We start from the raw sequence: 20,837 nt of genomic DNA, 5'->3' as shown, positions 1-20,837 counted from the left end.
CAAGCCCTACCCCTACATCCACTGATTCCGAAATGGCTTTGGTGTACCAGTTAAGCAACTCCTCTGAGCAGGGCCCGGCTACGGGGCTCCAGGAACGTGTCTGATGCGTTTGCATGACTAGAAGCCTGGCTGTGCAGCCCCTAACTGGTGGCTACAATACACAGTAAACAAAAGGCCCTGCTTTACAGCAGGGCCTTTTGTAATTCAGCACTTCAATGCTTAGGCGAAGCTAAACCTACTTTTTGGCTTGAGCGATAATCCACTCGCGAATGATTTCCTCTGACTCGGGCGAGAAGTTCGGCTGCTGCTGGCCGTTGATAATGGGCCATTTCGTTTGCTCCGGCTGAAAGAGGTGGTTTACGCCGGGCATCTTGTGCACAACCACTGTTTTCTTGCTCACCTTCAAGCCTTTTTCAAGTGCACCAAGGTTAGCATCGGCATTCACGGTAAGGTCGGAGGTACCGTTGAGGAGCAGCACGGGGCAGGCTACGGCGGGCAGCTTCTCGATGGGGTTGAAGGCCAAGAAGTAGCGGTAGTGCGGCGAGGTCATCTCGGTGGCGCTGGCCTGGGCCGTGGCGTTGTCGATGGCGGCGTTGTTCTGCTTCAGCATGTTAGCCACAATGGCCTGGGCCTGTGAGTTGTCGGTGGTCTGGCGAATGATTTCGAGCATGGCCAACTGGCGCTTGGTAGCGGCCTCAATCTGCGCATTCTCGGTGCCGAGGGTGCGCAGGGTAGTGGCCTGCTGCTGCACCACAATATCGCGGCCCGGCAGGCCGTAGGCAGCCAGCGTAATCACGAAGGCCGGCGGCAGGGGCTGCGCGGCGGCCAGCAGAGCCACGTTACCGCCCTCGCCGTGACCGATGAGGCCAAGGTGCGAAAGGTCGATTTCGGGGCGGGTGCGCAGGTAATTTAGGCCTGCCTGGGCATCGCTCACCAAGTCGGCAGTAGTAGTTGCGGGCGTGCCACCGGACTTGCCCACGCCGCGGTCGTCGAAACGCAGCACGGCAACGCCGCGGCGGGTGAGGTAGTCGGCGAGCTGGCCCAGGGGGGCAAAATCGCCTACGGTGCCATCGCGGTCGTGCGGGCCGCTGTCGCTCAGCAGCACTACCGCTGGAAAAGGGCCCTGGCCAGCCGGAATGGTGAGCATGCCGTTAAGGCGAGCATTGACAACCAAGTTACTGAAGGTAGCTTCCTCCTCACGGTAAGGTGGGGTAAGGCGCACGTTTTTGGCATTGAAGGCCGGCTGGGCGCTAAAGGTCAAGGTCATGGGCGTTTTGTAGCCCGGGGCCTGCCAGAAACCAACCATTTCTTTACCTCCCGGCATAATGCGGCCGATGAAGCGGCTGGCAGCCTCTTCGGCGAAGAGGCGAATGGAATCGCCTTTCACGTCGGCCTTCACACTCATGCGGCTCACCTTCTGGAGGGGCACATCAAGGGTGCAGAAGTAGCCATCGGTCAGCTTCATGAGGCGAAAGATGACTTCTAGTTGGCCGCCGGGCACTTTCAGCGGGCCTTTCCAAAGGCCGTCGAGTGCGGGAGGGTCGGCGTCGTTACTTACCGTAGCAGCCAACGCGATACCAGCGCGACCGGACAAAGCCAATGCCAGCAGCAAGCCGCAGGTAATCAGCAAACGAGGCATGCGTAAATTATTGATTTTCATATAAGAAAAGAGATACAAAGGCTCTCGCACAGGCCCCCTACTAATTGGGACGGGCTAAGCCAACTGTAAAGTAGCAAAATAAATACCTTGCCAACATTAGGCGTACCGACAAAATTAAAAAAAAACACGGCTGCACAGCAGATAAAACCTCGCTAATGCCAGCCTGAAAAGCAGAAATGGAGGCTGAAGTCACCGACCTGCATGAAGAAATATTTTCCATTCGTAAGCCTTGGCAATGCCTGCCTTCGTCTGGGTTTATTCGCTCACAAACACTCGCTTCACTCGCTCACTTACATTGGTGAGCAGCTCGTAGGCAATGGTGCCGATGCGGGCAGCCAGCGGGGGCAGCGGCAAGCCCTCGCCAAATAGCAGGGCCACATCGCCGGCCCGGGCCAGTGAGATTTCCGTCACATCGACCATGCACATATCCATGCACACCGAGCCCACCAACGGGGCTGGCTGGCCGTGAATGAGCACCGTGCCCACACCGTTGCCGAAGCGCCGGTCGTAGCCGTCGGCGTAGCCAATGGCCAGCGTGGCGATGCGGCGCTCGCTGCTAGTGGCGAGGCCGCGCCGGCCGTAGCCGACGGTGTGGCCGGCCGGCAAGGTTTTAATCTGCGAAATGGTGGTGCGCAACTGGCTGACGGGCCGCAGGGCGGCCGGGTCGGCGGTGTTGCTGGCGTCGACGCCGTAGAGGCCAATGCCCAAGCGCACCATATCGAACTGGGCCTCGGGAAAACGCAGAATGCCGGCCGAATTCAGGGCGTGCTTCAGAACCGAATGACCCAAAACGGTCTCAATAGCGGCAGCCATGCGGCGGAATACGGCGAGCTGGGTTTGGGTGAAATCGTCGTGGCCGGGCTCATCGGCAGCTGCCAGGTGGGTCATCAGGCTGGCCACGGGCAGAAGGACAGCGTCGGTACGCAGGCGCGCCAGCAGGGCCGGCAGGTCGGCTTCGTCGAAGCCAAGCCGGCGCATACCGGTATCGAGCTTAAGATGAATTCCAGGAACTGAGAGCGGAGACTGGGAAGTGGTGTCAGCTGAGTTGGCGAAGGTGGCCAGGTATTCATCCAACAGCTCGAAGGAATAGATTTCGGGTTCCAAACGGTAGCGGCGCAACAGGTCGAACGAATCGGGGGCGGCGTTCATCACCATGATGGGCAGGCTGATGCCGGCCTCGCGCAGGGCGATGCCTTCGTCGGCATAGGCTACGGCTAGGTAATCGGCCCGCTGGAATTCGAGCAGGCTGGCCACTTCGTAGGAGCCCGCGCCATAGGCAAAAGCTTTTACCATTACCATCAGCCGGGTGCCAGGGCGCAGCTGGCGGCGGTAGTGCTGCAGGTTGTGGCCGAGGGCGTCGAGGTTGACCTCGAGTACGGTGCCGTGCTGCTGGGCCTCTAGCGCCGCCACAATGCGCTCGAAGCCAAAGCGCCGGGCACCTTTAATCAGAATGGTTTCCTGGGCGAAATCGGCGGGGCTGAGTTGGGCCAGAAAGGCTTCGGTGCTGGGGTAGGTCTGAATGAGGAATGAGGAATGAGGGATGAGGAATTGGGGGCTCCCAATGTCTGGTACTAGGCCGGACTCAATTCCTAATTCTTCATTCTTCATTCTTAATTCTCCTGAAATCTCCTCCCCAATACCAACAACCCGGGTTACGCCAGCAGCAGGCAGCAAGGCGGCCACCCGGGCGTAGAGCTCGGTGCGGCTGAGGCCTGACTCAAGAACATCGCTGAGGATGAGGGTACGACGACCGGGGCGGCTCTGCCGAGCCAGGGCATTGAGCGCCAGCGCCAGGCCAGCGAGGTCGTTGTTATAGGTATCGTCGAGCAGGTAGGAGCCGTGGCGACCCGGCTTCATTTCGAGCCGCATGGCCACCGGGTGCAGGCGCAACAGCCGCCGTTGCACTTCGGTAGGCTCGACTTGGCGGTGCAGTAGAACGGCCAGGCAATGCAACGCATTTTCGAGCGACGGTTCGTCGGCGAAGGGCAGCATGAAATCGGCCGTAAGCCCTGTGGCCGGGTACTCGGCGCGCACGTGGCTTGAGCCAGCGGCAGCGGGCTCGGCAGTGAAGTAGAGGTCGGCTGATTGACCAGGCTGGCGGGTCCAGCTGAAGCCGGGCAGTTTCAATTGGGTTACGGCGGCGCGCACCAATGGCTGGTCGGCGCAGTAGAACAGGCGTTGGAGCTGGGGGCCGGTAAAGAGCTGCAGCTTTTCGTGCAGCTTCTGCCCTTGCGAAGCAAAACCGGCATCGTGGGCGGTGCCAAGATTGGTAAAGAGCCCCTCAGTAGGCTGGATAATAGTAGCCAGCCGGGCCATCTCCCCCACTTCTGAAATACCGGCTTCGAAAATACCCAGCGTGTGGCGGGCCGGATTCAGTTCCCATACGCTGAGGGGAACACCCACCTGCGAGTTGTAGGAGCGCGGCGAACGGCAGATGTCCTCGTCGGGGCTCAGCAGTTGGGCCAGCCATTCCTTCACAATGGTTTTGCCGTTGGAGCCGGTGATGGCCAGCACCGGACCGGTGAATTCGGCGCGGTGGGCACCTGCTAATGCCTGCAGCGCAGCCAGCGGGCTGGGCACGGCCAGCAGGCCAGCGCCAGGGTAAGCAGCTATGCCGCCGGGTAGGGTGGCTTCCTCTTCGACCACGAACTGGCGCACGCCCTGGGCGTAGAGTTCGGGCAGGTAGCGGTGGCCGTTGTGGCTGGGGCCACGCAGGGCAAAGAATACCGCGCCGGCAGGCACGCCCACCCGGCGGCTGTCGAGCAGAAAGTGGCGGGCTTCGGCGGTGGCATCGGCGGGGGCTTGCAGCAGGTGGCCACCCAGCAGGGCCGGCAGTGCGAGGAACGAAGGGAACGGCATGGTGCTGCAAAGGTCCGGCAAAAATGTGGCCCTCCTCGTTCGGCCTGTGTTCGGCTGCGTATACCAGCGGCAGGCATAGGGGCTTCGTCGCGAGTCGCTGTTGCAGCTGCATTACATGACCCACATTCGGAAATAGAAACCGGGCGAAAGAATGGGCTGAATTTCGCGGACGGCTCTTGGGTTAACTTTGTCGGACTCGCCCGCTTTCGCTGCCGCTGCATGAAATTGTTTCGCCTTCTTTTTGGCCTGAGCCTGGCCGGGCTACTCACCACCTGCGCCCGCAAGCCCCGGCCTACCAAGCTGGAAATTTTTGACGTGGTCATCAACCACGTGACGCTGGTGGACGTGCGCACGGGCCACCTCACGCCCAACCAGGTAGTAGCCATTGCCAAGGGCAAAATCGTGGAGGTGCAGCAGGCCGACAAAGACAGCTACGCTGCCAAGCAGTACGTGAACGGCAACGGCCGCTACCTCATTCCGGGCCTGTGGGACATGCACGTGCACTTCCGGGGCGGCGACAGCCTGGCCGCGGCCAATAAAAAAAGCCTGACGCTGTACCTGGCCCATGGCATTACCACGGTGCGCGACGCAGGGGGCGACCTTACCCCACGCATTTTTGAATGGCGGCGCGAAATGGAGGCAGGCTTGTTGCCCGGCCCGCGCATTTTTACTTCGGGGCCGAAAATAGACGGACCTGAAGCTACCTGGCCGGGCTCGCTGGAAGTGGAAACCTCGGCCCAGATTCGGCACGCGCTCGACTCGCTGCAAAAGCTGAAGGTGGATTACGTGAAAATTTACGACAGCAAAATTTCGGGCCGCGCGTATCTCGAAACCATCAGGCAGGCCCAGCGCCGTGGCCTGAAAACCACCGGCCACATGCCGTACACCGTGACGCTGGCCGAAGCCATTGGCCGGGGGCTTGATGCGACCGAGCACCTCTATTACGTGCTCAAAGCTTGCTCGAGCAAGGAAGACAGCCTCACGGCGCTGGTGCGGGCCAGCCAGAGCACGGCCAAGCCGCTGGGCCTGTTTGCCACGCTGCCGGCGGTGAATGCAACGTACAGCCCGGTGGCGGCAGCCCGCATTTTCGCCCTCATGGCCAAGCGGCAGACCGCAGCGGTACCTACCCTCTTCATCGGCCAGACATTGGCGGGCCTGCCCACCAACGACCACGCCCGCGACTCGCTGCTGGCTTACATCGACCCCAAAATTAAGGCGACCTACCAGCGCCGGCTGGCGGGTGCCCGGCAGCAGTCGCCGACGGCTCAGGCGCTCAGCCGCCAACTCGAGAACCGGTTTTCGAGCATGATTGCGCCCATGCAGGCCGCCGGGGTGCGCATACTGGCAGGGTCTGATAGTGGTCCGTTTAACTCCTTTATATACCCTGGGGCGTCGCTGCAGGAAGAACTGATTCTGTTGGTACGGGCAGGCCTTACGCCGCTGCAGGCGCTGCAGACGGCCACTATCAACGGGGCTGAGTTTATGGGCGTGGCCGACCATACTGCTGCCATCGCGCCCGGCAAGGATGCCGACCTGCTGCTGCTCACCGGCAACCCGCTCGAGAACATTGCCAACGTTAAGAGCATCGACACGGTGATTTCGCGCGGCAAAGCCTACCCGGCAGCATCACTGCAAAACCTGCTACGCGCGATTCGGAATCGGTAAAGTCAGCAAAGATTTCTCTGAGCCAATGGTTGAAATGCGCCGCTACTGTGACAGCACACGGTTCTGCGGGCGGTACTGTGCTGTTGGAACGTTTCCAACCACCTGTCTTCCTAATCCTGCAAAACGAATTATTAGGAGTGAGCGGGTTGCTGTAGAATTGCTTACTGCGCTTCGCACCAAAACACAAATGCCTACGACGCTGCTATAGGTGCGGGACACACAGAATCGCTGTATTTTAAGCGTGAAAATAATCGTGTAGCTTTAATAAGCCACATATATTGATTAAAACAATATTAAAAGGAACAAAGGAGCAATCTGAAGAGAAGGTTGTTGGCGTATGGCATAAGTGAGTGGCTTGAAAACTCGCACTTTACCAACGCTTATTGTTTCACTTTACACCTTCCTACTCCATGTTCGAACACCTACTTTCACCGCTGGCAGCGCGCCAGCGGTTTCGCCGTTTACTAGGAGCCACTGCGCTGGGTGCAGGCCTGCTACTAGGGGCCACGGCGGGGGCGCAGGCCCAAACAGTTTACGGATTGGGCACGGCTACCAGCAGTGTTACTGTACCAATGGGTTCGCAGGGCCTCATTACCATTAATCTGGCGACGGGACTTACCAACACCCTGATGCCGACCCCAATTACCTACGCGTCGGCCACCGATAATTTGCCGTTGGTAGGCCTGGACTTCCGGCCCGCAACCGGGGTGCTGTATGCCCTGGGGTATGATGGTTTGGGCATGGCGCAGCTCTATACCGTCGACCCGGCCACCGGCGTCACCACGATGGTAGCCGCCAAATTTGCGCTGGCGCTGGGGGTTGACCCGGTCCGCGTCGGGTTCGACTTCAACCCGGCGGTTGACCGCATTCGGGTGGTAAGCTCAACGGGCGCAGACTTCCGCCTCAACCCCATTACGGGTGGTGTTGCAGCCACCGACACCAACCTGGCCTACGCTGCCACGGATGTGAATGCGGGCACGACGCCACGCGTGGGCGCCGTTGCCTACACCAACTCCGTGACGGGAACTGCACCGCTGAACACCCAGCTCTACGACATCGACGAGCAGAACAACAACACCCAAAATGGCTTCTTGACCACCCAGGCGCCGCCAAACAACGGCACCCTAAATACCGTGGGGCCGCTGACATTGGGAGCCGCCGGAATAGGAGCAGCGCGCGGCTTCGACCTCGACATTTATTTCAACCCGACCACCGGCCAGAACGTGGGCTACCTGGAAGAGGTGAATAACGTGGGCGGCAGCAACTTTTACACCCTCAATTTGGGCACGGGCCAGGCCACGCTGGTTGGCAATACCGTTCCGGCCAGTAATGCTTTTGAAATCCGCGACATTGCCGCGCAGCCCTCGGCGACGGCGCCCAGCACCACTGGCCAACTGCTGTATGCGGTGAGCGGCGGGCAGCTGGTGTCTTTCCTGTCCGATACCCCGAGCCTGCTGCGCTCCACCGTGGCGCTGGGCGCCCTGAATGCGGGCGAAACGCTGGCCGGCCTCGACTTCCGCCCCCTGACCGGCGAGCTCTACGCGTTTGGCTATAATGCCACTGCTGCCACGGGCCGCCTTTACACCGTGAACCAGACCACCGGCGCGCTCACACCCATTGGTAGCGGCCCAACGACACTGGCACTGGGCGGGGTGAATGACCGGATTGGCTTCGACTTTAACCCCACTGTTGACCGCATTCGGGTGGTGAGCACCAACCGGGCCGATTTCCGCCTAGTGCCTACCACGGGCGCTGTTGCGGCTACCGATGGTGCGCTCACGGCGGGCCCGGTTATCAGCGCTGCGGCCTACACCAACAACCAGGCCCCGACGAACGCCACTACACTTTACGACTACGACGCTACTAATAGCAACCTCTACACCCAGGCGCCGCCCAACAACGGCACGCTAAACCTGGTAGGCTCGTCGGGACTGACGCCGCCCACTACGCCCCGCGGTGCGGACTTTGATATCTTCAACACGAGCAACACGACCACCAACGCGGCTTACCTGTTGACCAACACCGGCGCTTCGGTAGACGACCAGCTCTTCACCCTGGACCTGGCCACCGGCGCGGCTACCCTGAAAGGCACCGTGGGCAACGGCGGCGACGTGAGCGGCTTGGCTGCCTTCGTGGCCACGGGCTCGCGCCTCACCTGGACCGGTGCCGTGAGCACCGACTGGGGCACGGCTGGCAACTGGACGCCCATGCAAGTACCGGCCGCTAATAGCGACGTGCTAATTGGCAGTGCAACAAACCAACCCATTGTAAACAACGCCCAGCAGGCCCGCACCGTGACGCTGAACGCCGGCGCCATTCTGACTACCGCCAACGGCGGTACGCTGACTGTAGTCGGCAACTTCACCAACGCGGCCGGCACCGTAGCCGGCGCGGGCACCGGTACTGTGGCGCTGAACGGTGCGGCCCAGCAAAGCATTGCTGGCCCGGCCCTGTCCACATTTAACAACTTGAGCATTTTAGGTACGCCCGGGGCCACCACCACCGGCCCCGTAGCCATCCAGCGTGGCCTGACGGTAACGGGTCCGCTGGCTATTGGAGCCAACCAAGCCTTCACGCTACTATCCAGTTCTACTGGCACGGCCTACGTGGTAAACAACGGAACGGGCGTTGTGACCGGTACAACCACTGTGCAGCGCTACATCGACCCCAGCCTGAACGCGGGCCTGGGCTACCGCCATTACAGTGCGCCGGTGAGCAACTCGACTGTCGGCGACCTGGCCACCAGCGGCTTCACTCCCGTTCTGAACGCGGCCTACAACACGTCGGCCACGCCGAACATGGAGACGCCCTTTCCCACGGTGTACGGCTACGACCAGAGCCGCCTGAGCCTGACCAATACCTCCACGCCCTTCGACAAAGGCTTCTTCTCACCCGCCGCGCTCGGCGACCCGCTGACGGTGGGCCAGGGCTACACCGTCAATCTCGGCGCAAGCGAGTTGGTCGATTTCATGGGTACGCTCAACAACGGTACCGTTACGCAGGCGCTGGCCAGCAACCGGGGCACCTTCCCCGACGGCGGCTGGCAGCTGCTGGGCAACCCCTACCCCGCTCCGCTCGACTATTCGCTCGTGGCCCCAGTCGACCGCCTCAACCTCGACGGCGCTATCTACGTGTACAGCAGCACGAGCCAGTACATCGGCCAGTACCGCAGCTACGTCAACGGCATCGGCGGCAACCCCGTGCTGCCCGTGGCGCAGGGCTTCTTTGCCCGCGTGAGCGCCGGCCAGACCAGCGGCTCGCTCACCTTCCGCAACAGCCAGCGCCTGACGGCCCCCAATTCTACCACCTTCCAGCGCACTACCGCCGATACCCGGCCTTTAGTGCAGCTAACTCTGAAAGGCGCAAGCGGAAACGCTTCGGACAATGCCTACGTGTACTTTGAAAGCGGGGCAACGGATGGCTTCGATGCCCAGTACGACGCGGCCAAGCTCTCCAATACTTCCGGGCTGAACCTTTCGACGGGCATCATGGGCCAGCAGCTTGCCATTGATGGCCGCGGCCTGCTGGGCACTACCCCGCGCAGCATTGCGCTAGCCGTGGGTGTGCCTGCTGCAGGCGCCTACACCTTGAACACGGCCCAGCTGCTGAACCTGGACAGCACGCCGGTGTACTTGCGCGACTTGCTGACCGGCGCCGTGGTGGACCTGCACACCCAGCCCAGCTACCAGTTCACGGTGAGTAACGCCTCGGTGCTCATCAAGGGCCGCTTTGAGTTGATGTTCTCGGCTCAGTCCGTGCTGGCCACGGCACCGGCCGACCTGGCTCGACTGGCCTCGGTGTACCCCAACCCGGCTCGTGGTTTGGCTACGCTGCGGCTGCCTGCCGCCCTGCGCGGCCAGCAAGCCACTGCCGTTACGGTGGTTGATAACGTAGGCCGCGTGGTGCTGAGCCGCACAATGGCCGCTGGTGCCACCGAGACGCTGGAGCTGCCCCTCACGGGCCTGGCCCCGGGGGTGTACTCGGTGCTGGCCCGCACGTCGGCTGGTGTTGTAGCCAAGCGCCTTGTAGTTGAATAACTGGTTTTGTTGCTAACCCCGGAGGCGCTAGTGCTTTCGGGGCTGGCAACACCACTTCTCACTGTTCTTGTCTTTCAGACTCCTATCATGAAAATCATTACCTCATCTCTCCGCCTTGTTGCCGCCGCCGCGGGTGTGTGCCTTCTGGCTGGCAGCCTAACGCCGGTGCTGGCACAGGGCCCCGGCAGCGGCGGCCCTACCCCTGCCACGCCCGCCGCTACCGAAACCCCCATCGATGGCGGCGCCTCGCTGCTGCTGGCCGCTGGGGCCGCGTACGGCCTCAAACGCCTGCGCAACGCCCGGCGCAGCAAAGCGAAGTAGCCGCCGCTTACCCATCAACTCCCGGCCATAAGAAAAGCCCCAGAACAATGTTCTGGGGCTTTTTTTATGGCCGGAAGTTGGGGCAACGGCTTGTGAACAACCATGACTTACACTTCTGATTTCGGCTAAAATTTTTAATGTGTTTCAACTAGTTATCCCTACAGATTCTTGTGCTTACATGGTAAAGTCCTGCGATTTTATAAGTGCCAATATGAGAATAGCCTTTATAGTGAATTTTTTATTTCCGAATCAAAACATTTGTTTAATCTTGATGGTCTAAAAGATAAACAAAACCCAAAACTAAATCCCCAAACTCATGATGACCACACTACTGGCCAATATCGTAGACATTCGGGTTGATGACCCTATTGCCTTTACCTTTTTCACGGGGTACATGGCCATGCTGGCCGCCTCTATATTCTTCTTTGCCGAACGCGGCGTTGTGGAAGGCAAATGGAAGCTCTCGCTGCTGGTATCAGCCCTGATTACGGGCATCGCCGCGGTGCACTACTACTACATGCGCGACTACTACCTGGCTACCCACCAAACGCCCACCGCGTTGCGCTACATCGACTGGACGCTGACCGTGCCGCTAATGTGCGTCGAGTTCTACCTGCTCACCAAAGCCGCTGGCGCTAAAATCGGGCTGCTGTGGAAACTCATCGCCGCCTCGGTACTGATGCTGGTGGCCGGCTACATCGGCGAAGCCTTTGCCGATGGTTCCACCAGCCACTCGGTGTTGTGGGGCACCATTTCTACCGTCGGCTACGTGTATATCCTGTACACTGCCTGGGCCGGCGAAGTGGCGCAGTTGGCCCGCGCTTCAGGCGATGTGGCCGTCATCAAGGGCATTCGGGCCCTGGGTTGGTTTGTGCTGGTGGGCTGGGCCATTTACCCCATCGGCTACATGTGCATGAAAGGCGGCTGGCTGAACACCGGGCTGGGCTGGCAGGCCTCGAGCGTCGACTTGTTCTACAACATCGCCGATGCCATCAACAAAATCGGGTTTGGGCTAGTGGTTTATGGCATTGCAGTATCGGGTAAGAGCCCGGCTGCTGTGCGCGAAACGATGCCCACAGCGCCGCATCAAGGCACCGTACCGGCCTAAATCGTAAGGCCGGCTGGGTTTGTTTCCCACCCTACCAGGCCGGCTTTATGCCTTATACTACTTCGTTCCCGCTCTCCACAAATGTTTTGCGGGGGGCGGGAACGACCATTAAGGGCCCTTTTTGTTTCTGACTTCGCAACAAGGTTATGCGCTTGGGGAGCTCCCCACCAAAACGTATGTTGACGCTCAATCCTCTGTTTCCCGACACCCGGAGCCGCACCGCCGGTCCCCAGCGCTATTCCTACGCTGCGGTGGTAGTGGCCGTAGCCGTCGGCTTGCTGGCGCCGGCAGCGGCCAATTGGCTATTGGGGCCGGCCTTGCTGGTGGGCATGGTGCTGCTGGGCGTGGCCCACGGGGCCTGCGACCAGTTTGTGGTGCCGGCCACGCACCCGGCACTGGCCCGCGGACGCGGGCGGTACTGGGCTGGCTTTCTGGCGGGCTACCTGGGGCTGGCCGCGGTAGTCGGGCTACTGTGGTGGCAGCAGCCGGGCTTGACGCTGCTGCTGTTTTTTGGGCTCACTGCCTGGCACTGGGGCTCAGGCGATGCCCCGCAGCAGGGCGTGGGACGTGGCCAGTGGCTGGCCCACAGCCTGCTGCGCGGCAGCCTACTGTTTGCCGTACCGCTCTGGCACTGGCCCACCGAAACCCAAGCCATTGTGAATGGACTGCTGGCCCTGACGGGTGCCACGCCAGCGGGGCTTGCCCTATTGGGGCCAGCCGCCGCCGGGCTGGCACTGGCCATTGCGCTGGGCCACGGGGCACTCTGGCTTAGCTACGTGCGGAAGGGGCAGCGCGACCTCGCCCGCGTCGACGCGTTGGAGGTACTGCTGCTGCTGGCCCTGCTGCTAGTACTGCCGCCGGTGCTGGCCGCGGGCGTGTATTTCGTATTCTGGCACAGCCTGCAACACGTACTGCGCATGAATGCCCTGATGGACCGCAACACGCGCGCGCGCCGGAGAGGCCTGGGACAAGAGTTGCGGTTTTTCCTAAGGCGTTCGGCCCCGCTGCTGCTCATCAGTATAGCTGGCCTGGCGGTGCTGTTCGGCTTGGCCTGGGCGCACGCCGCCAGTGGCACCGTGCTCGTGAGCCTAACGCTACTGGCTGCCTCAGTAGTGACGCTGCCGCATGCCCTACTAGTGACGCTGGGCATGGATGCCGCCCGCTGGCGGCACAGCTCCTAGCCGTTAGGCAGCGCCCGATGAACTGCTTAAGCTGCGGTGTCAAGCGCTGTCATACTCTGCGTGAACCCGTGCGCAAGAACAATGTGGCCAAGCGGCCCACCGCGTCTCAGCGTTCGCTAGCCGGTTTTCGCATTTTATCTCTTGACGAGTGCAAGCGCTGAATATTCACGCCAGCCCATCGCTGAGCAGGCGGCAAATTATTCCCCCGATGAAGCTCCTAGACCTGGTACAGCAAGCCTACCACCCGTTGCACGAATTCTGGGAAAGCCGCCGCACCAATTATTTCCTGAGCGGGGTGCTGGTGAGCGTTTTCGTGCTGTGCATGGTGGTGGCCCTGGTCAATTACCTCGGCTGGCTGCCAACGGGTAGCCTGATGGGCCGGGTGCATTTTCTGCAAGCGGTGGAAATCTCGTTTACCCTGCTGCTGTTTTTCGAAATGATAAGCTTGGTGTTCGTCATTCCGCAATCCATTGCCAACTCCATCGGCAAGCAGATTGAAATTCTGAGCTTGGTGCTGCTGCGTTCGTCGTTCAAAGAATTCTCGCACTACCAGTTTCAACTGCCGCTGCAAAGCCAGCTCGAATCAGTTTACAAGATGGTGTCGGACGGCGTCGGCGCGCTGCTGGTGTTTCTGCTGCTCTCCTTTTACTACGGCGTGCAACGCCACCGTGCCATCACCGAAGCAGGCGACCGGCAGCAGTTCGTGGCCCTGAAGCAATTTATTGCGCTACTGGTGCTGGCCACCTTGCTCGGCCTTTCGGGCCATGACCTGCTGTTTCTGCTACGCAGCGGCGTCTGGGTGCAGTCGGTCGACCGGTTCTACCTGATTCTCATTTTCGCCGACTTGCTGTTCATGCTCGTCGCGTTTCGCTACACGCTGCACTATCCCGATATTTTTCGCTACTCGGCCTTTGTGCTGGTCACTGTTTTCATCCGGTTTTCGCTGCTGGCCCCGGTGTACTACAATGCCTTGCTGAGCCTGTTTTCGGTGCTATTCGCCATTGCGGTGGTCTATTTCCACAACCTGTTCACCGATGGCCGGCTGGCTTACCTCGCCAGAAATCCGCCGCCCACCCGGTAGCAGGCCCAGCCTTGTCCGGGTACGCTGGCCAATCCTGTGCCGGCGGCGTCAGCAACTGCTAAAACCCGTACCCCACCCGCAGGCCGGTGCCCAGCCGCTGGCCGCTTTGCAGGGCGGTATAAAAGTCCACGCGCAGCACTTTTAGAATGTGCTCGACGCCCGCGCCCAGCTCCACGTAGTGGCCCGCCTGGGCCGTGTGCAGGTAGTTGAGCGAGGCCACTTCCTGCCACTTCAGCTTGCGGAAGAGCGGGATTTTGTTGAAGATGAAGCCGTTGAAGTGGTGGTCGTAGTGGGCTTCGAGATAGGTGTTGTTGGTGCTAAAGCGGTAGTAGTCGAGCAACTGGAAGTTGCTGAAGTTACCGGTGAGAATGGTTTGGTTGCCGGCGAAGTGGCGGTAGTCAATAAACGTCAGGCCCTGCTGCCGGCCCACAAAGCCGCCCACATTCACGCGAAAAGCGCTGGCCCCCAGCAATCCCAGCGACACGTTGTGGCGCACGCCGGCCTGCAGCAGCAGGTAGCGCACATCGGCCCCAAACACGCCGGGCACGGCCAGCCGGCCCTGCACGTTGAACGTGGGCCACTTCGAGCCAAGGTTGAACTTGCCATCGGGCCGGTTAATGTAGCGCTGCCCGGGCTTGAAATCGGCCGACAGGCCCACTGTAAAAATCTGGCTGCGGCCGAAGCTGGTGCTGGGCAGTTCCTCGCTCACCGGCGTGTTGGGGGTGAAGAGCCGGTCGGTCGAGTTGCGGATGAGCCGCTCGGTGGTGTTGAACAGCTCGTGGCGGTCGAAGTAGCCGGCCGTGGCGCGTAGGGTCAGGCCGTTTAGCGCTTCCGAGAGGTAGCTGAGCTCCAGGCCGTCGCGGCGGTAGAGCTTGGCGTAGTTGTAGTTGCCCAGCAGCGTGTACACCGTGTTGATAAGGGGCGTGAGCTGCGAGTTCTTGTCGAAGTTTTCGATGGTGCGGCCCGCCAGCAGGCCCACCTGCCGGCGCTTGGCCGGATGCAGCTGCCAGGCCAGCTCCACGCTGGGGTTGAGCTGCCGGCTGCTGAAGCCATACCGCAGCGTGGGCGTGAGCGTAACGAACCGCCGGTCCTCCGTGCGCTGGCTGAAAACGGCCTGGGCATTGAGCACAGCTCCTTCTACGGTGTTGTACTGAAAAATCTGGGTGAGCGGCTGCACCGAGTACGACTGCTTCCGGAAGCTGTTCTGGTGCAGGTAGCCCCCAATGAGCAGGCTGGCGGCCTGAAACTCGTTGCGCTTGCGGTCCATCGAGTCCTGGTAGGGGCGCGAGCGGCGGATGACTTCGCTGCTGTCCTTTACGTGGTAGTCTTTCTTTTCCTCGACCGTGAGGGGCACGGGGCGCACCTGGTCCCAGTAGCTGGAGTCGCGCTCGTTCACGCCCTTCTCAACCAGCTGCACCTCGCCGCGCGGCATGCGGGCAAACGGGTCGTTTTTGATGGAATCGCGCTGGGCCTGCTTCACCTGGCGGCGCACCTGGGCGTTCAGGCCGCGCAGGTCGGGCTTGCGCTTGCGGATTTGGGCGGCGGTTTCCTGCCCCACGGGCGCGTCTTTGGCCTCGGCTATCACGGGCGGCGCGGCTTTGGGCTCGGGCGGCGTGGGGTAAGTAGCCACCACGCCACTGTAGTTCGAGAGCACCGCCGTAATATCAAAAGCCCCCTTAAAACCCAGACCCGACAGGTTGGCCCGCGCTTGCTGCGACTGCATCAGCCACACGTTGGGGTTGCCCGGCATGGGCGCGTACTGCTGGGTGATATGTACGTCGTCGGTGTAATCAATCTGGGCCTCTTTACCGAGGTTCAAATCGACGGAATGAATGCGCCACGAGCCATCGACGATGTAGATGTAGCCGAAAAAAACGGGGTCGGTGCGGCGGCGCGGCACTACCCGGATTTTGTGGACCACCACGCCGTTCTGCGTCGAGCTGCCCACCAGCTCGTACTTGTAAAAGAGCATGGCGTTGGCCGCGATGGGCGACACAAAACCGCGCTCGGCAAACCCCGGCTTCACCAGGTTTTCGTAAAAAGTGATGTTGCGACCGGCACTGGCCCGGTTGAAGCTCAGCCCGCGCGAGTCGCCGCTCACCCGGCTCGAAATCATCCGCTCCTTCACCTGGTTGGGCTGGGTGAAGCTGATGTCCGACAGGCTTTCGGAGAGGTAGAGAATGCCCTTTTTGATGTCGGGGCCGATTTTGAACAGGCCCATGATTTTGGCCGGCGTGTCAATCACGCGCAGCACGCTTTTGAGGTAGATGCGGGCCCGGTAGGCCGACACCTCGCGCCGGTGGTAGGCCCGCCACTGCTGCGCCTGCTGAATAATGGCGTAGGCCGGGTCGCGGTCGGACGAGCGCACCAGCACCTCGCCCAGGTTGTAGTTCTCGGCCTGCAGGCTCACGTTTAGCACCACCGCCGTGTCGCCGCCGGGCACGCGTATGGCTTCGATGCGCGGCTTGTAGCCCACGTATTGGAACACCAACTCGTACTGCCCGGCCGGCAGGCGCAGCTGGTAGCGGCCCTGCTCGTTGGCGCCGGTGCTGGTGGCTGCGCTGCGCACGGCCACGTTGGCAAAAGCCAGCGGGGCCTGGTTGGCCCCACTCACAATGCCTTTAATAATCCCGGCCTGCGACCACAAAGGCAACCAGCTCAGCACCACCACAACCACGAAAACACGCAACGAAACCAACGACATACAAGCAGGAAAGGACAACCACTAAGCCCGTCAAGTTACGACCCTGCTGCAACTGATGCGGTAAACAGGGCCAATGGTTGCCTAGCCAAGCCAAACAGTGCGAGCACCAACGAAACGCGTAGCCCGCCGTTTCTGTTATTTACGCTCCCGAAACCCGTCTCAATGTTCAAAAACCCCGATAAAGCGCCCAAGCAGTACACGCCCGGTGAGGCCCTGCAGAAAATTGCCGCCTTCTGCGCCTACCAGGAGCGCAATCATAAGGAGGTAGAGCAAAAGCTGAAGTCCTACGGCCTCGACGAGGACGAAGCCGGCGAAATCATCATCCGTCTCAGCCGCGAGAAGCTGCTCGACGAGCAACGCTTCGCCCAGGCTTTCGTGCGCGGCCACTACCGCCAGAAGAAATGGGGCCGCCGCCGCATTGTGCAGGAACTCAAGCAAAAAGGCATCAGCGAGTATTGCATCAAGGCGGGCCTGAAGGAAATCGACGGCGAAGAGTATTACCAGAACCTTGTTGAAGTGATGGAGAAAAAAGACCGCCAGGAAAAGGAGAAGAACCCGCGCGTGCGCCGCATGAAGATTTCGCAATACCTCACTGGTAAAGGTTACGAGCAGGACCTGATTAAAATGGCCCTCGATGACTTGGGCAAGGTGCCAGAGGAGGACGAGTAGGACGCAGCAAAGGCTGCGTCCTACTGCTTCGGCCCCACTTGTGGCAGCAACAATTGCTGGCCCACCACCACGCGGCGCCCAGTGAGCGTGCGCAGCATCGGCACTAGAATCTGCTCGGCGTTGCGCTGCGTTTGGGCCAGAATGCCGGCTTGCAGAGCAGCGTTGCGCACCTGTACTTCGGCGTATTTATAGCCCTGGTCAACCAAGTCGGCATCCTGAAAAAATCCGTTTTCGGTGCTGAATACGCGGCTCTGGTTATGCTTCACTTGGAAGGAGCATAGCTCGGGCGCGGGCAGCACCACCCGCACCACCGAGTCGCCTTCAAACGTCACATCCTGCGGGCGAATTTTGCGCAAATCGAGGCAGCCTACCGCTTCGCCGCCCACCACGAGGGCCACTTTGGCATCGGGCAGCAGCGGGTAGCGGCTGGCCCGGCGGTACTCCACAATATCCTTGAACTTGTAGCGCACCAGCTCCAGCTTGCCAAGGCTCTCTATTTGCGTCAGCACCGTGTTGTGCGTCACGGTGACTTTTGGTTCGGCATTGAGCGGGTTGAGGTCGCTGAGCGCAGGGCCGATTTTGCGCCACAGAAACCATCCCAGGGTCAGCAGAAACAGTAGTGGCAGCAGGCGGCGAACAAGGCGGGCTAAATTCATATGGGAGAAATACGTAGCAGCGCGAACTTTGTGGTTCGCGGCTCTGCGCCATCACAACGATTATCGTTTGGCACGCGAATCACAAAGTTCGCCCTACTGCGCGTCACTGCCGTCCGTATGCGTCTCCCCTCCCTTCTTCGCTTGCTGGCCCTGCGGCTGTGGCCCCACCACCGGACGCTGCTGGCGGGGCTGTGGGTGCTGGTGCAGCTGCTGTTTTGGCGCAAGTTTAGCGGGCCGCATTTCGTGAACGACAGCGCCCGCTACCTCGAATATGCCCGGGGCATTGCCGAGCACGGCTATTTTGAGCCCGGCCACAACCTGCGCTACGTGCTTTACCCCCTGTTCCAAAGCCTGTGGCTGTGGCTGGGATTGGGCTGGCCGGGAATAGTGGCGGGCCAACTGGCGGTGTCGGCGCTGGCTACCCGGGCCATTTACCGGGGCACGCGGCGGCTGGCAGCAGGCCACCGCGGCGCAGCGGCGCTGGCCACATTGGCCTTCATTGCCTGGCCCGACATCCAGCAGTTCAACCTTTTCCTGCTCACCGAGTCGTTGTTTATTAGCCTGGTGGCGCTGTCTTTTGGTGCGTTTACCAACATACAAAATGGTTGGCCACGCCATTGGGCGCTCTTGCTACTGCTGCTGGCTCTTACGGCGCTGGCCCGGCCCAACGGCTTTGTGGTAGGTTTGGCCGCGGCCCTGGCCGGCCTCGATGCCCTGCGCCGCCGCGCCGACCCCCGACCCTGGCGCGCGGCACTGCTTGGCCTGGCGTTGCTGGCTCCGCTTTTATGGGTGGCCCTCAACCACCAGCTCGCTACGTTTTATTTGATGGACACCTACCAGCGCGGAGAGTTGATTTTCCGGTACCAGCTCTGGGCCGTGCACCAGGCTGCACCGCTCAAGTTGCCCCCGCCCGGCACTGGGCCGGCAGCCCGGGTGTTCTACTTCGCGGTGCACAACCCCGTATACCTGGGCCGGCTGATGCTCGGCAAATTATTTGTCTTTGTGAGTTACCTCAAGCCCCACTACTCGGTGGCGCACCGGGTGCTGGGCGTGCTGCTGCTGTGGCCATCCTACTGGCTGGCAGCCCGCGGAGCAAGGCGAGCGGGCATTTGGCGACCGGCCCGGGTGTTTCTGGCGAGCGTGTTCCTGCTGCAAACGGCCATCATCATGCTCACCGTCGATGACTGGGACGTACGATTTCTGGCTCCGGTGTTGCCAGTGGTGTTTGTTTTAGCTACCTTAGAGGTAAGCAACCTTGTGTCTATTACAAGTCATGCGCGACCAGAAGGCTAACCCCTGTATTAGCAGGGTTAACCCGTGTATCGCTATTTGGCCGAGTAATTGCGTTGATTCGTCTGGTTAGCACTGCGGGCCGGGACATCCCTGCTTAAATTTGTAAGCATCCTGCTATCAATATATCCTTTCTGACTAGCTTTGTACACTATGCATCACCTCGTTACCCTGGTTGCCGCCCAATTACTGCACCTGCCGGCTGGGCCCGGCCCCGTGCTGCCGCCGGTTCCGGTGGTGATGCAGCATCGCCTTGCAGCCCCAACCGACACGATTGATGCGGTGGACCTGGCGGCAGTAGCTTACACGGCTTACCTCACCGACCTGCTCAGCCTCACGCCCACGCAGCAGCGCCAGCTGGCCCAGCCAACCCGGTTGCAGCTGCGCCAGCTGTACAATATTCAAACTGCGCCTACCAGCCGCCCCGACGCCGAAGCTGCTGCTACTATCGTAGCCGCGCGCTACCACCGGCAGCTGGCGCGGGTGCTCACCACCAGCCAATACGGCAACCTGGTAATTTTCGGTGGCGCTCTCGAAGCCCTGCCTCACCGCCGCAACAAGCAGCAGGTGAATGCCTACTGGACGCGTAAAGCACTGGCCGCTACGCCAGCCCACTACGCAGTCTCCAATAACCAGTAATCTGCTACCTGGCAGCTAACCCTGCGCTTGGCCAAAGCGGGCCTCCCAGCCTGCCCACGCTTGCTGCCCGCCGGTATGAATGGCTACCACCGTGCTGCCCGGCGCGAAGTAGCCTTGTGCAATTAAATCGAGCACGCCAAACAGCAGCTTGCCGGTGTAAATGGGGTCGAGCAGCACCCCGTGCCGCTGCCGAAACTGCGCAATAAAGCCCAGCAACTCGGCCGAGTATTTAGCATATCCGCCAAAGTGGTAATTGGTCTGCACCGAGTAGTTGGCGTAGGTAATCCCGGTGGCCGCTTGCGTTAGCGCATCAATTTCCGCTTGTAGAAAGCCGCCGTTCTTTAGCGCGGCCACGCCGACCGCGTGCTGCTGGCCAGCCAAGCCCGTGAGCAGGCCGGCCAGTGTACCGCCCGTGCCCACTGCCACCGCCAGCGCATCAAAATCAGTGAACTGACGAATTTGGGCTACTAACTCGGCGCAGCCAAGCAGAGCCAACGCATTGGTGCCGCCTTCGGGCAGCACATACGCCGGCCCGAAGCGGGTGAGTTGCTCCTCCAGAAATTCGGCTTCAGTCCGGCGGCGGTAGCTGCTGCGGTCGAGGAAGTGAAGGGCCATGCCATTGGCGGCAGCCTGCGCCAGGGTAGGATTGTGTGAGGCCCCAAGGGCTAGGGCATCCCCCCGAATCAGGCCAATAGTTTGGAAGCCGAATAGGCGGCCGGCAGCAGCCACGGCAGCAATATGGTTGGAATAGGCCCCGCCGAACGTCAGGAGTGTATGGTGCCCCTGCCGGCGGGCGAACTCCAGGTTATACTTCAGCTTGCGGGCCTTGTTGCCGGGCAGGTCGGGGTTCAGTAGGTCATCTCGCCAAAGCAGCAGCCGCACTCCGCGGGCGGCGGCAATGGGCTCGTTCAGCTCCTGCAAAAGAGTCTCCGGCGAAAGCATAGGCAAGTATTGGCTGCAAAAGCGA

Annotated in this window: 14 protein-coding genes; 9 read left to right on the top strand and 5 right to left on the bottom strand. The window is 61.0% G+C overall.

Features of this window, described 5'->3' with window-relative positions:
• Positions 1-235: 235 nt before the first annotated feature.
• Both ABD837_RS03230 and ABD837_RS03225 read right to left on the bottom strand, forming a co-directional pair.
• Positions 236-1,639 (bottom strand): alpha/beta hydrolase family protein, encoded by a 1,404-nt coding sequence (locus ABD837_RS03230; RefSeq protein ID WP_345050209.1) that lies wholly within the window; start codon positions 1,637-1,639, stop codon positions 236-238.
• Positions 1,640-1,915: 276 nt separating this feature from the next.
• On the bottom strand, positions 1,916-4,519 hold the full coding sequence (locus ABD837_RS03225) for a bifunctional UDP-N-acetylmuramoyl-tripeptide:D-alanyl-D-alanine ligase/alanine racemase (RefSeq protein ID WP_345050206.1): 2,604 nt from the start codon (positions 4,517-4,519) through the stop codon (positions 1,916-1,918).
• 219 nt (positions 4,520-4,738) lie between these two features.
• Here ABD837_RS03225 and ABD837_RS03220 point away from each other — a divergent pair, with 219 nt between their 5' ends.
• The 6 genes from ABD837_RS03220 (at position 4,739) to ABD837_RS03195 (ending at position 13,912) form a co-directional block, all read left to right on the top strand.
• The gene (locus ABD837_RS03220) at positions 4,739-6,184 is read left to right on the top strand and encodes an amidohydrolase family protein (protein WP_345050205.1); all 1,446 of its coding nucleotides are present in this window, start codon (positions 4,739-4,741) and stop codon (positions 6,182-6,184) included.
• Between the two features lie 410 nt (positions 6,185-6,594).
• Positions 6,595-10,221 (top strand): DUF4394 domain-containing protein, encoded by a 3,627-nt coding sequence (locus ABD837_RS03215; RefSeq protein WP_345050203.1) that lies wholly within the window; start codon positions 6,595-6,597, stop codon positions 10,219-10,221.
• 87 nt (positions 10,222-10,308) lie between these two features.
• Positions 10,309-10,542 carry a PID-CTERM protein-sorting domain-containing protein gene (locus ABD837_RS03210; protein WP_345050201.1) on the top strand — a complete coding sequence of 78 codons (234 nt, stop codon included), beginning with the start codon at positions 10,309-10,311 and terminating at the stop codon, positions 10,540-10,542.
• Between the two features lie 316 nt (positions 10,543-10,858).
• Positions 10,859-11,650, top strand: a complete 792-nt coding sequence (locus ABD837_RS03205; protein ID WP_345050200.1) for a bacteriorhodopsin — start codon at positions 10,859-10,861, stop codon at positions 11,648-11,650.
• A 176-nt stretch (positions 11,651-11,826) separates the two neighbouring features.
• The gene (locus ABD837_RS03200) at positions 11,827-12,831 is read left to right on the top strand and encodes a Brp/Blh family beta-carotene 15,15'-dioxygenase (protein ID WP_345050197.1); all 1,005 of its coding nucleotides are present in this window, start codon (positions 11,827-11,829) and stop codon (positions 12,829-12,831) included.
• A gap of 208 nt (positions 12,832-13,039) precedes the next feature.
• Positions 13,040-13,912, top strand: a complete 873-nt coding sequence (locus ABD837_RS03195) for a hypothetical protein (protein ID WP_345050196.1) — start codon at positions 13,040-13,042, stop codon at positions 13,910-13,912.
• A 58-nt stretch (positions 13,913-13,970) separates the two neighbouring features.
• Here the strand turns inward: ABD837_RS03195 and ABD837_RS03190 are convergent, their stop codons facing one another.
• Complete coding sequence (locus tag ABD837_RS03190) at positions 13,971-16,616, bottom strand: DUF5686 and carboxypeptidase regulatory-like domain-containing protein (protein WP_345050193.1); 2,646 nt, start codon at positions 16,614-16,616, stop codon at positions 13,971-13,973.
• A 162-nt stretch (positions 16,617-16,778) separates the two neighbouring features.
• On the opposite strand from ABD837_RS03190, the gene ABD837_RS03185 reads away from it, so the two are divergent.
• Complete coding sequence (locus tag ABD837_RS03185; protein WP_345050192.1) at positions 16,779-17,285, top strand: regulatory protein RecX; 507 nt, start codon at positions 16,779-16,781, stop codon at positions 17,283-17,285.
• A gap of 20 nt (positions 17,286-17,305) precedes the next feature.
• Here ABD837_RS03185 and ABD837_RS03180 read toward each other — a convergent pair whose 3' ends face one another.
• Positions 17,306-17,941: a DUF4230 domain-containing protein gene (locus tag ABD837_RS03180; protein ID WP_345050191.1), complete on the bottom strand. Its 636-nt coding sequence runs from the start codon at positions 17,939-17,941 to the stop codon at positions 17,306-17,308.
• A gap of 117 nt (positions 17,942-18,058) precedes the next feature.
• Here ABD837_RS03180 and ABD837_RS03175 point away from each other — a divergent pair, with 117 nt between their 5' ends.
• Positions 18,059-19,234: a hypothetical protein gene (locus ABD837_RS03175; RefSeq protein WP_345050189.1), complete on the top strand. Its 1,176-nt coding sequence runs from the start codon at positions 18,059-18,061 to the stop codon at positions 19,232-19,234.
• A gap of 150 nt (positions 19,235-19,384) precedes the next feature.
• On the top strand, positions 19,385-19,870 hold the full coding sequence (locus tag ABD837_RS03170) for a hypothetical protein (protein WP_345050186.1): 486 nt from the start codon (positions 19,385-19,387) through the stop codon (positions 19,868-19,870).
• A 15-nt stretch (positions 19,871-19,885) separates the two neighbouring features.
• Here ABD837_RS03170 and ABD837_RS03165 read toward each other — a convergent pair whose 3' ends face one another.
• On the bottom strand, positions 19,886-20,812 hold the full coding sequence (locus ABD837_RS03165; protein ID WP_345050184.1) for a 1-aminocyclopropane-1-carboxylate deaminase/D-cysteine desulfhydrase: 927 nt from the start codon (positions 20,810-20,812) through the stop codon (positions 19,886-19,888).
• Positions 20,813-20,837 lie beyond the last annotated feature (25 nt).

This window comes from Hymenobacter glaciei, assembly GCF_039539585.1.
GTDB classification, from domain to species: domain Bacteria; phylum Bacteroidota; class Bacteroidia; order Cytophagales; family Hymenobacteraceae; genus Hymenobacter; species Hymenobacter glaciei.
Note: the sequence above shows the minus strand (reverse complement) of the source record. Positions and strands in the feature narration are given on the sequence as shown.

What these genes read in the sequence shown, in the direction of transcription:
- ABD837_RS03220 (WP_345050205.1), top strand. Translation starts at nt 4,739, where the DNA reads ATGAAATTGTTTCGCCTTCTTTTTGGCCTGAGCCTGGCCGGGCTACTC.
- ABD837_RS03180 (WP_345050191.1), bottom strand. Translation starts at nt 17,941, where the DNA reads ATGAATTTAGCCCGCCTTGTTCGCCGCCTGCTGCCACTACTGTTTCTG.
- ABD837_RS03165 (WP_345050184.1), bottom strand. Translation starts at nt 20,812, where the DNA reads ATGCTTTCGCCGGAGACTCTTTTGCAGGAGCTGAACGAGCCCATTGCC.
- ABD837_RS03210 (WP_345050201.1), top strand. Translation starts at nt 10,309, where the DNA reads ATGAAAATCATTACCTCATCTCTCCGCCTTGTTGCCGCCGCCGCGGGT.
- ABD837_RS03170 (WP_345050186.1), top strand. Translation starts at nt 19,385, where the DNA reads ATGCATCACCTCGTTACCCTGGTTGCCGCCCAATTACTGCACCTGCCG.
- ABD837_RS03190 (WP_345050193.1), bottom strand. Translation starts at nt 16,616, where the DNA reads ATGTCGTTGGTTTCGTTGCGTGTTTTCGTGGTTGTGGTGGTGCTGAGC.
- ABD837_RS03205 (WP_345050200.1), top strand. Translation starts at nt 10,859, where the DNA reads ATGATGACCACACTACTGGCCAATATCGTAGACATTCGGGTTGATGAC.
- ABD837_RS03215 (WP_345050203.1), top strand. Translation starts at nt 6,595, where the DNA reads ATGTTCGAACACCTACTTTCACCGCTGGCAGCGCGCCAGCGGTTTCGC.
- ABD837_RS03230 (WP_345050209.1), bottom strand. Translation starts at nt 1,639, where the DNA reads ATGCCTCGTTTGCTGATTACCTGCGGCTTGCTGCTGGCATTGGCTTTG.
- ABD837_RS03185 (WP_345050192.1), top strand. Translation starts at nt 16,779, where the DNA reads ATGTTCAAAAACCCCGATAAAGCGCCCAAGCAGTACACGCCCGGTGAG.
- ABD837_RS03200 (WP_345050197.1), top strand. Translation starts at nt 11,827, where the DNA reads ATGTTGACGCTCAATCCTCTGTTTCCCGACACCCGGAGCCGCACCGCC.
- ABD837_RS03225 (WP_345050206.1), bottom strand. Translation starts at nt 4,519, where the DNA reads ATGCCGTTCCCTTCGTTCCTCGCACTGCCGGCCCTGCTGGGTGGCCAC.
- ABD837_RS03195 (WP_345050196.1), top strand. Translation starts at nt 13,040, where the DNA reads ATGAAGCTCCTAGACCTGGTACAGCAAGCCTACCACCCGTTGCACGAA.
- ABD837_RS03175 (WP_345050189.1), top strand. Translation starts at nt 18,059, where the DNA reads ATGCGTCTCCCCTCCCTTCTTCGCTTGCTGGCCCTGCGGCTGTGGCCC.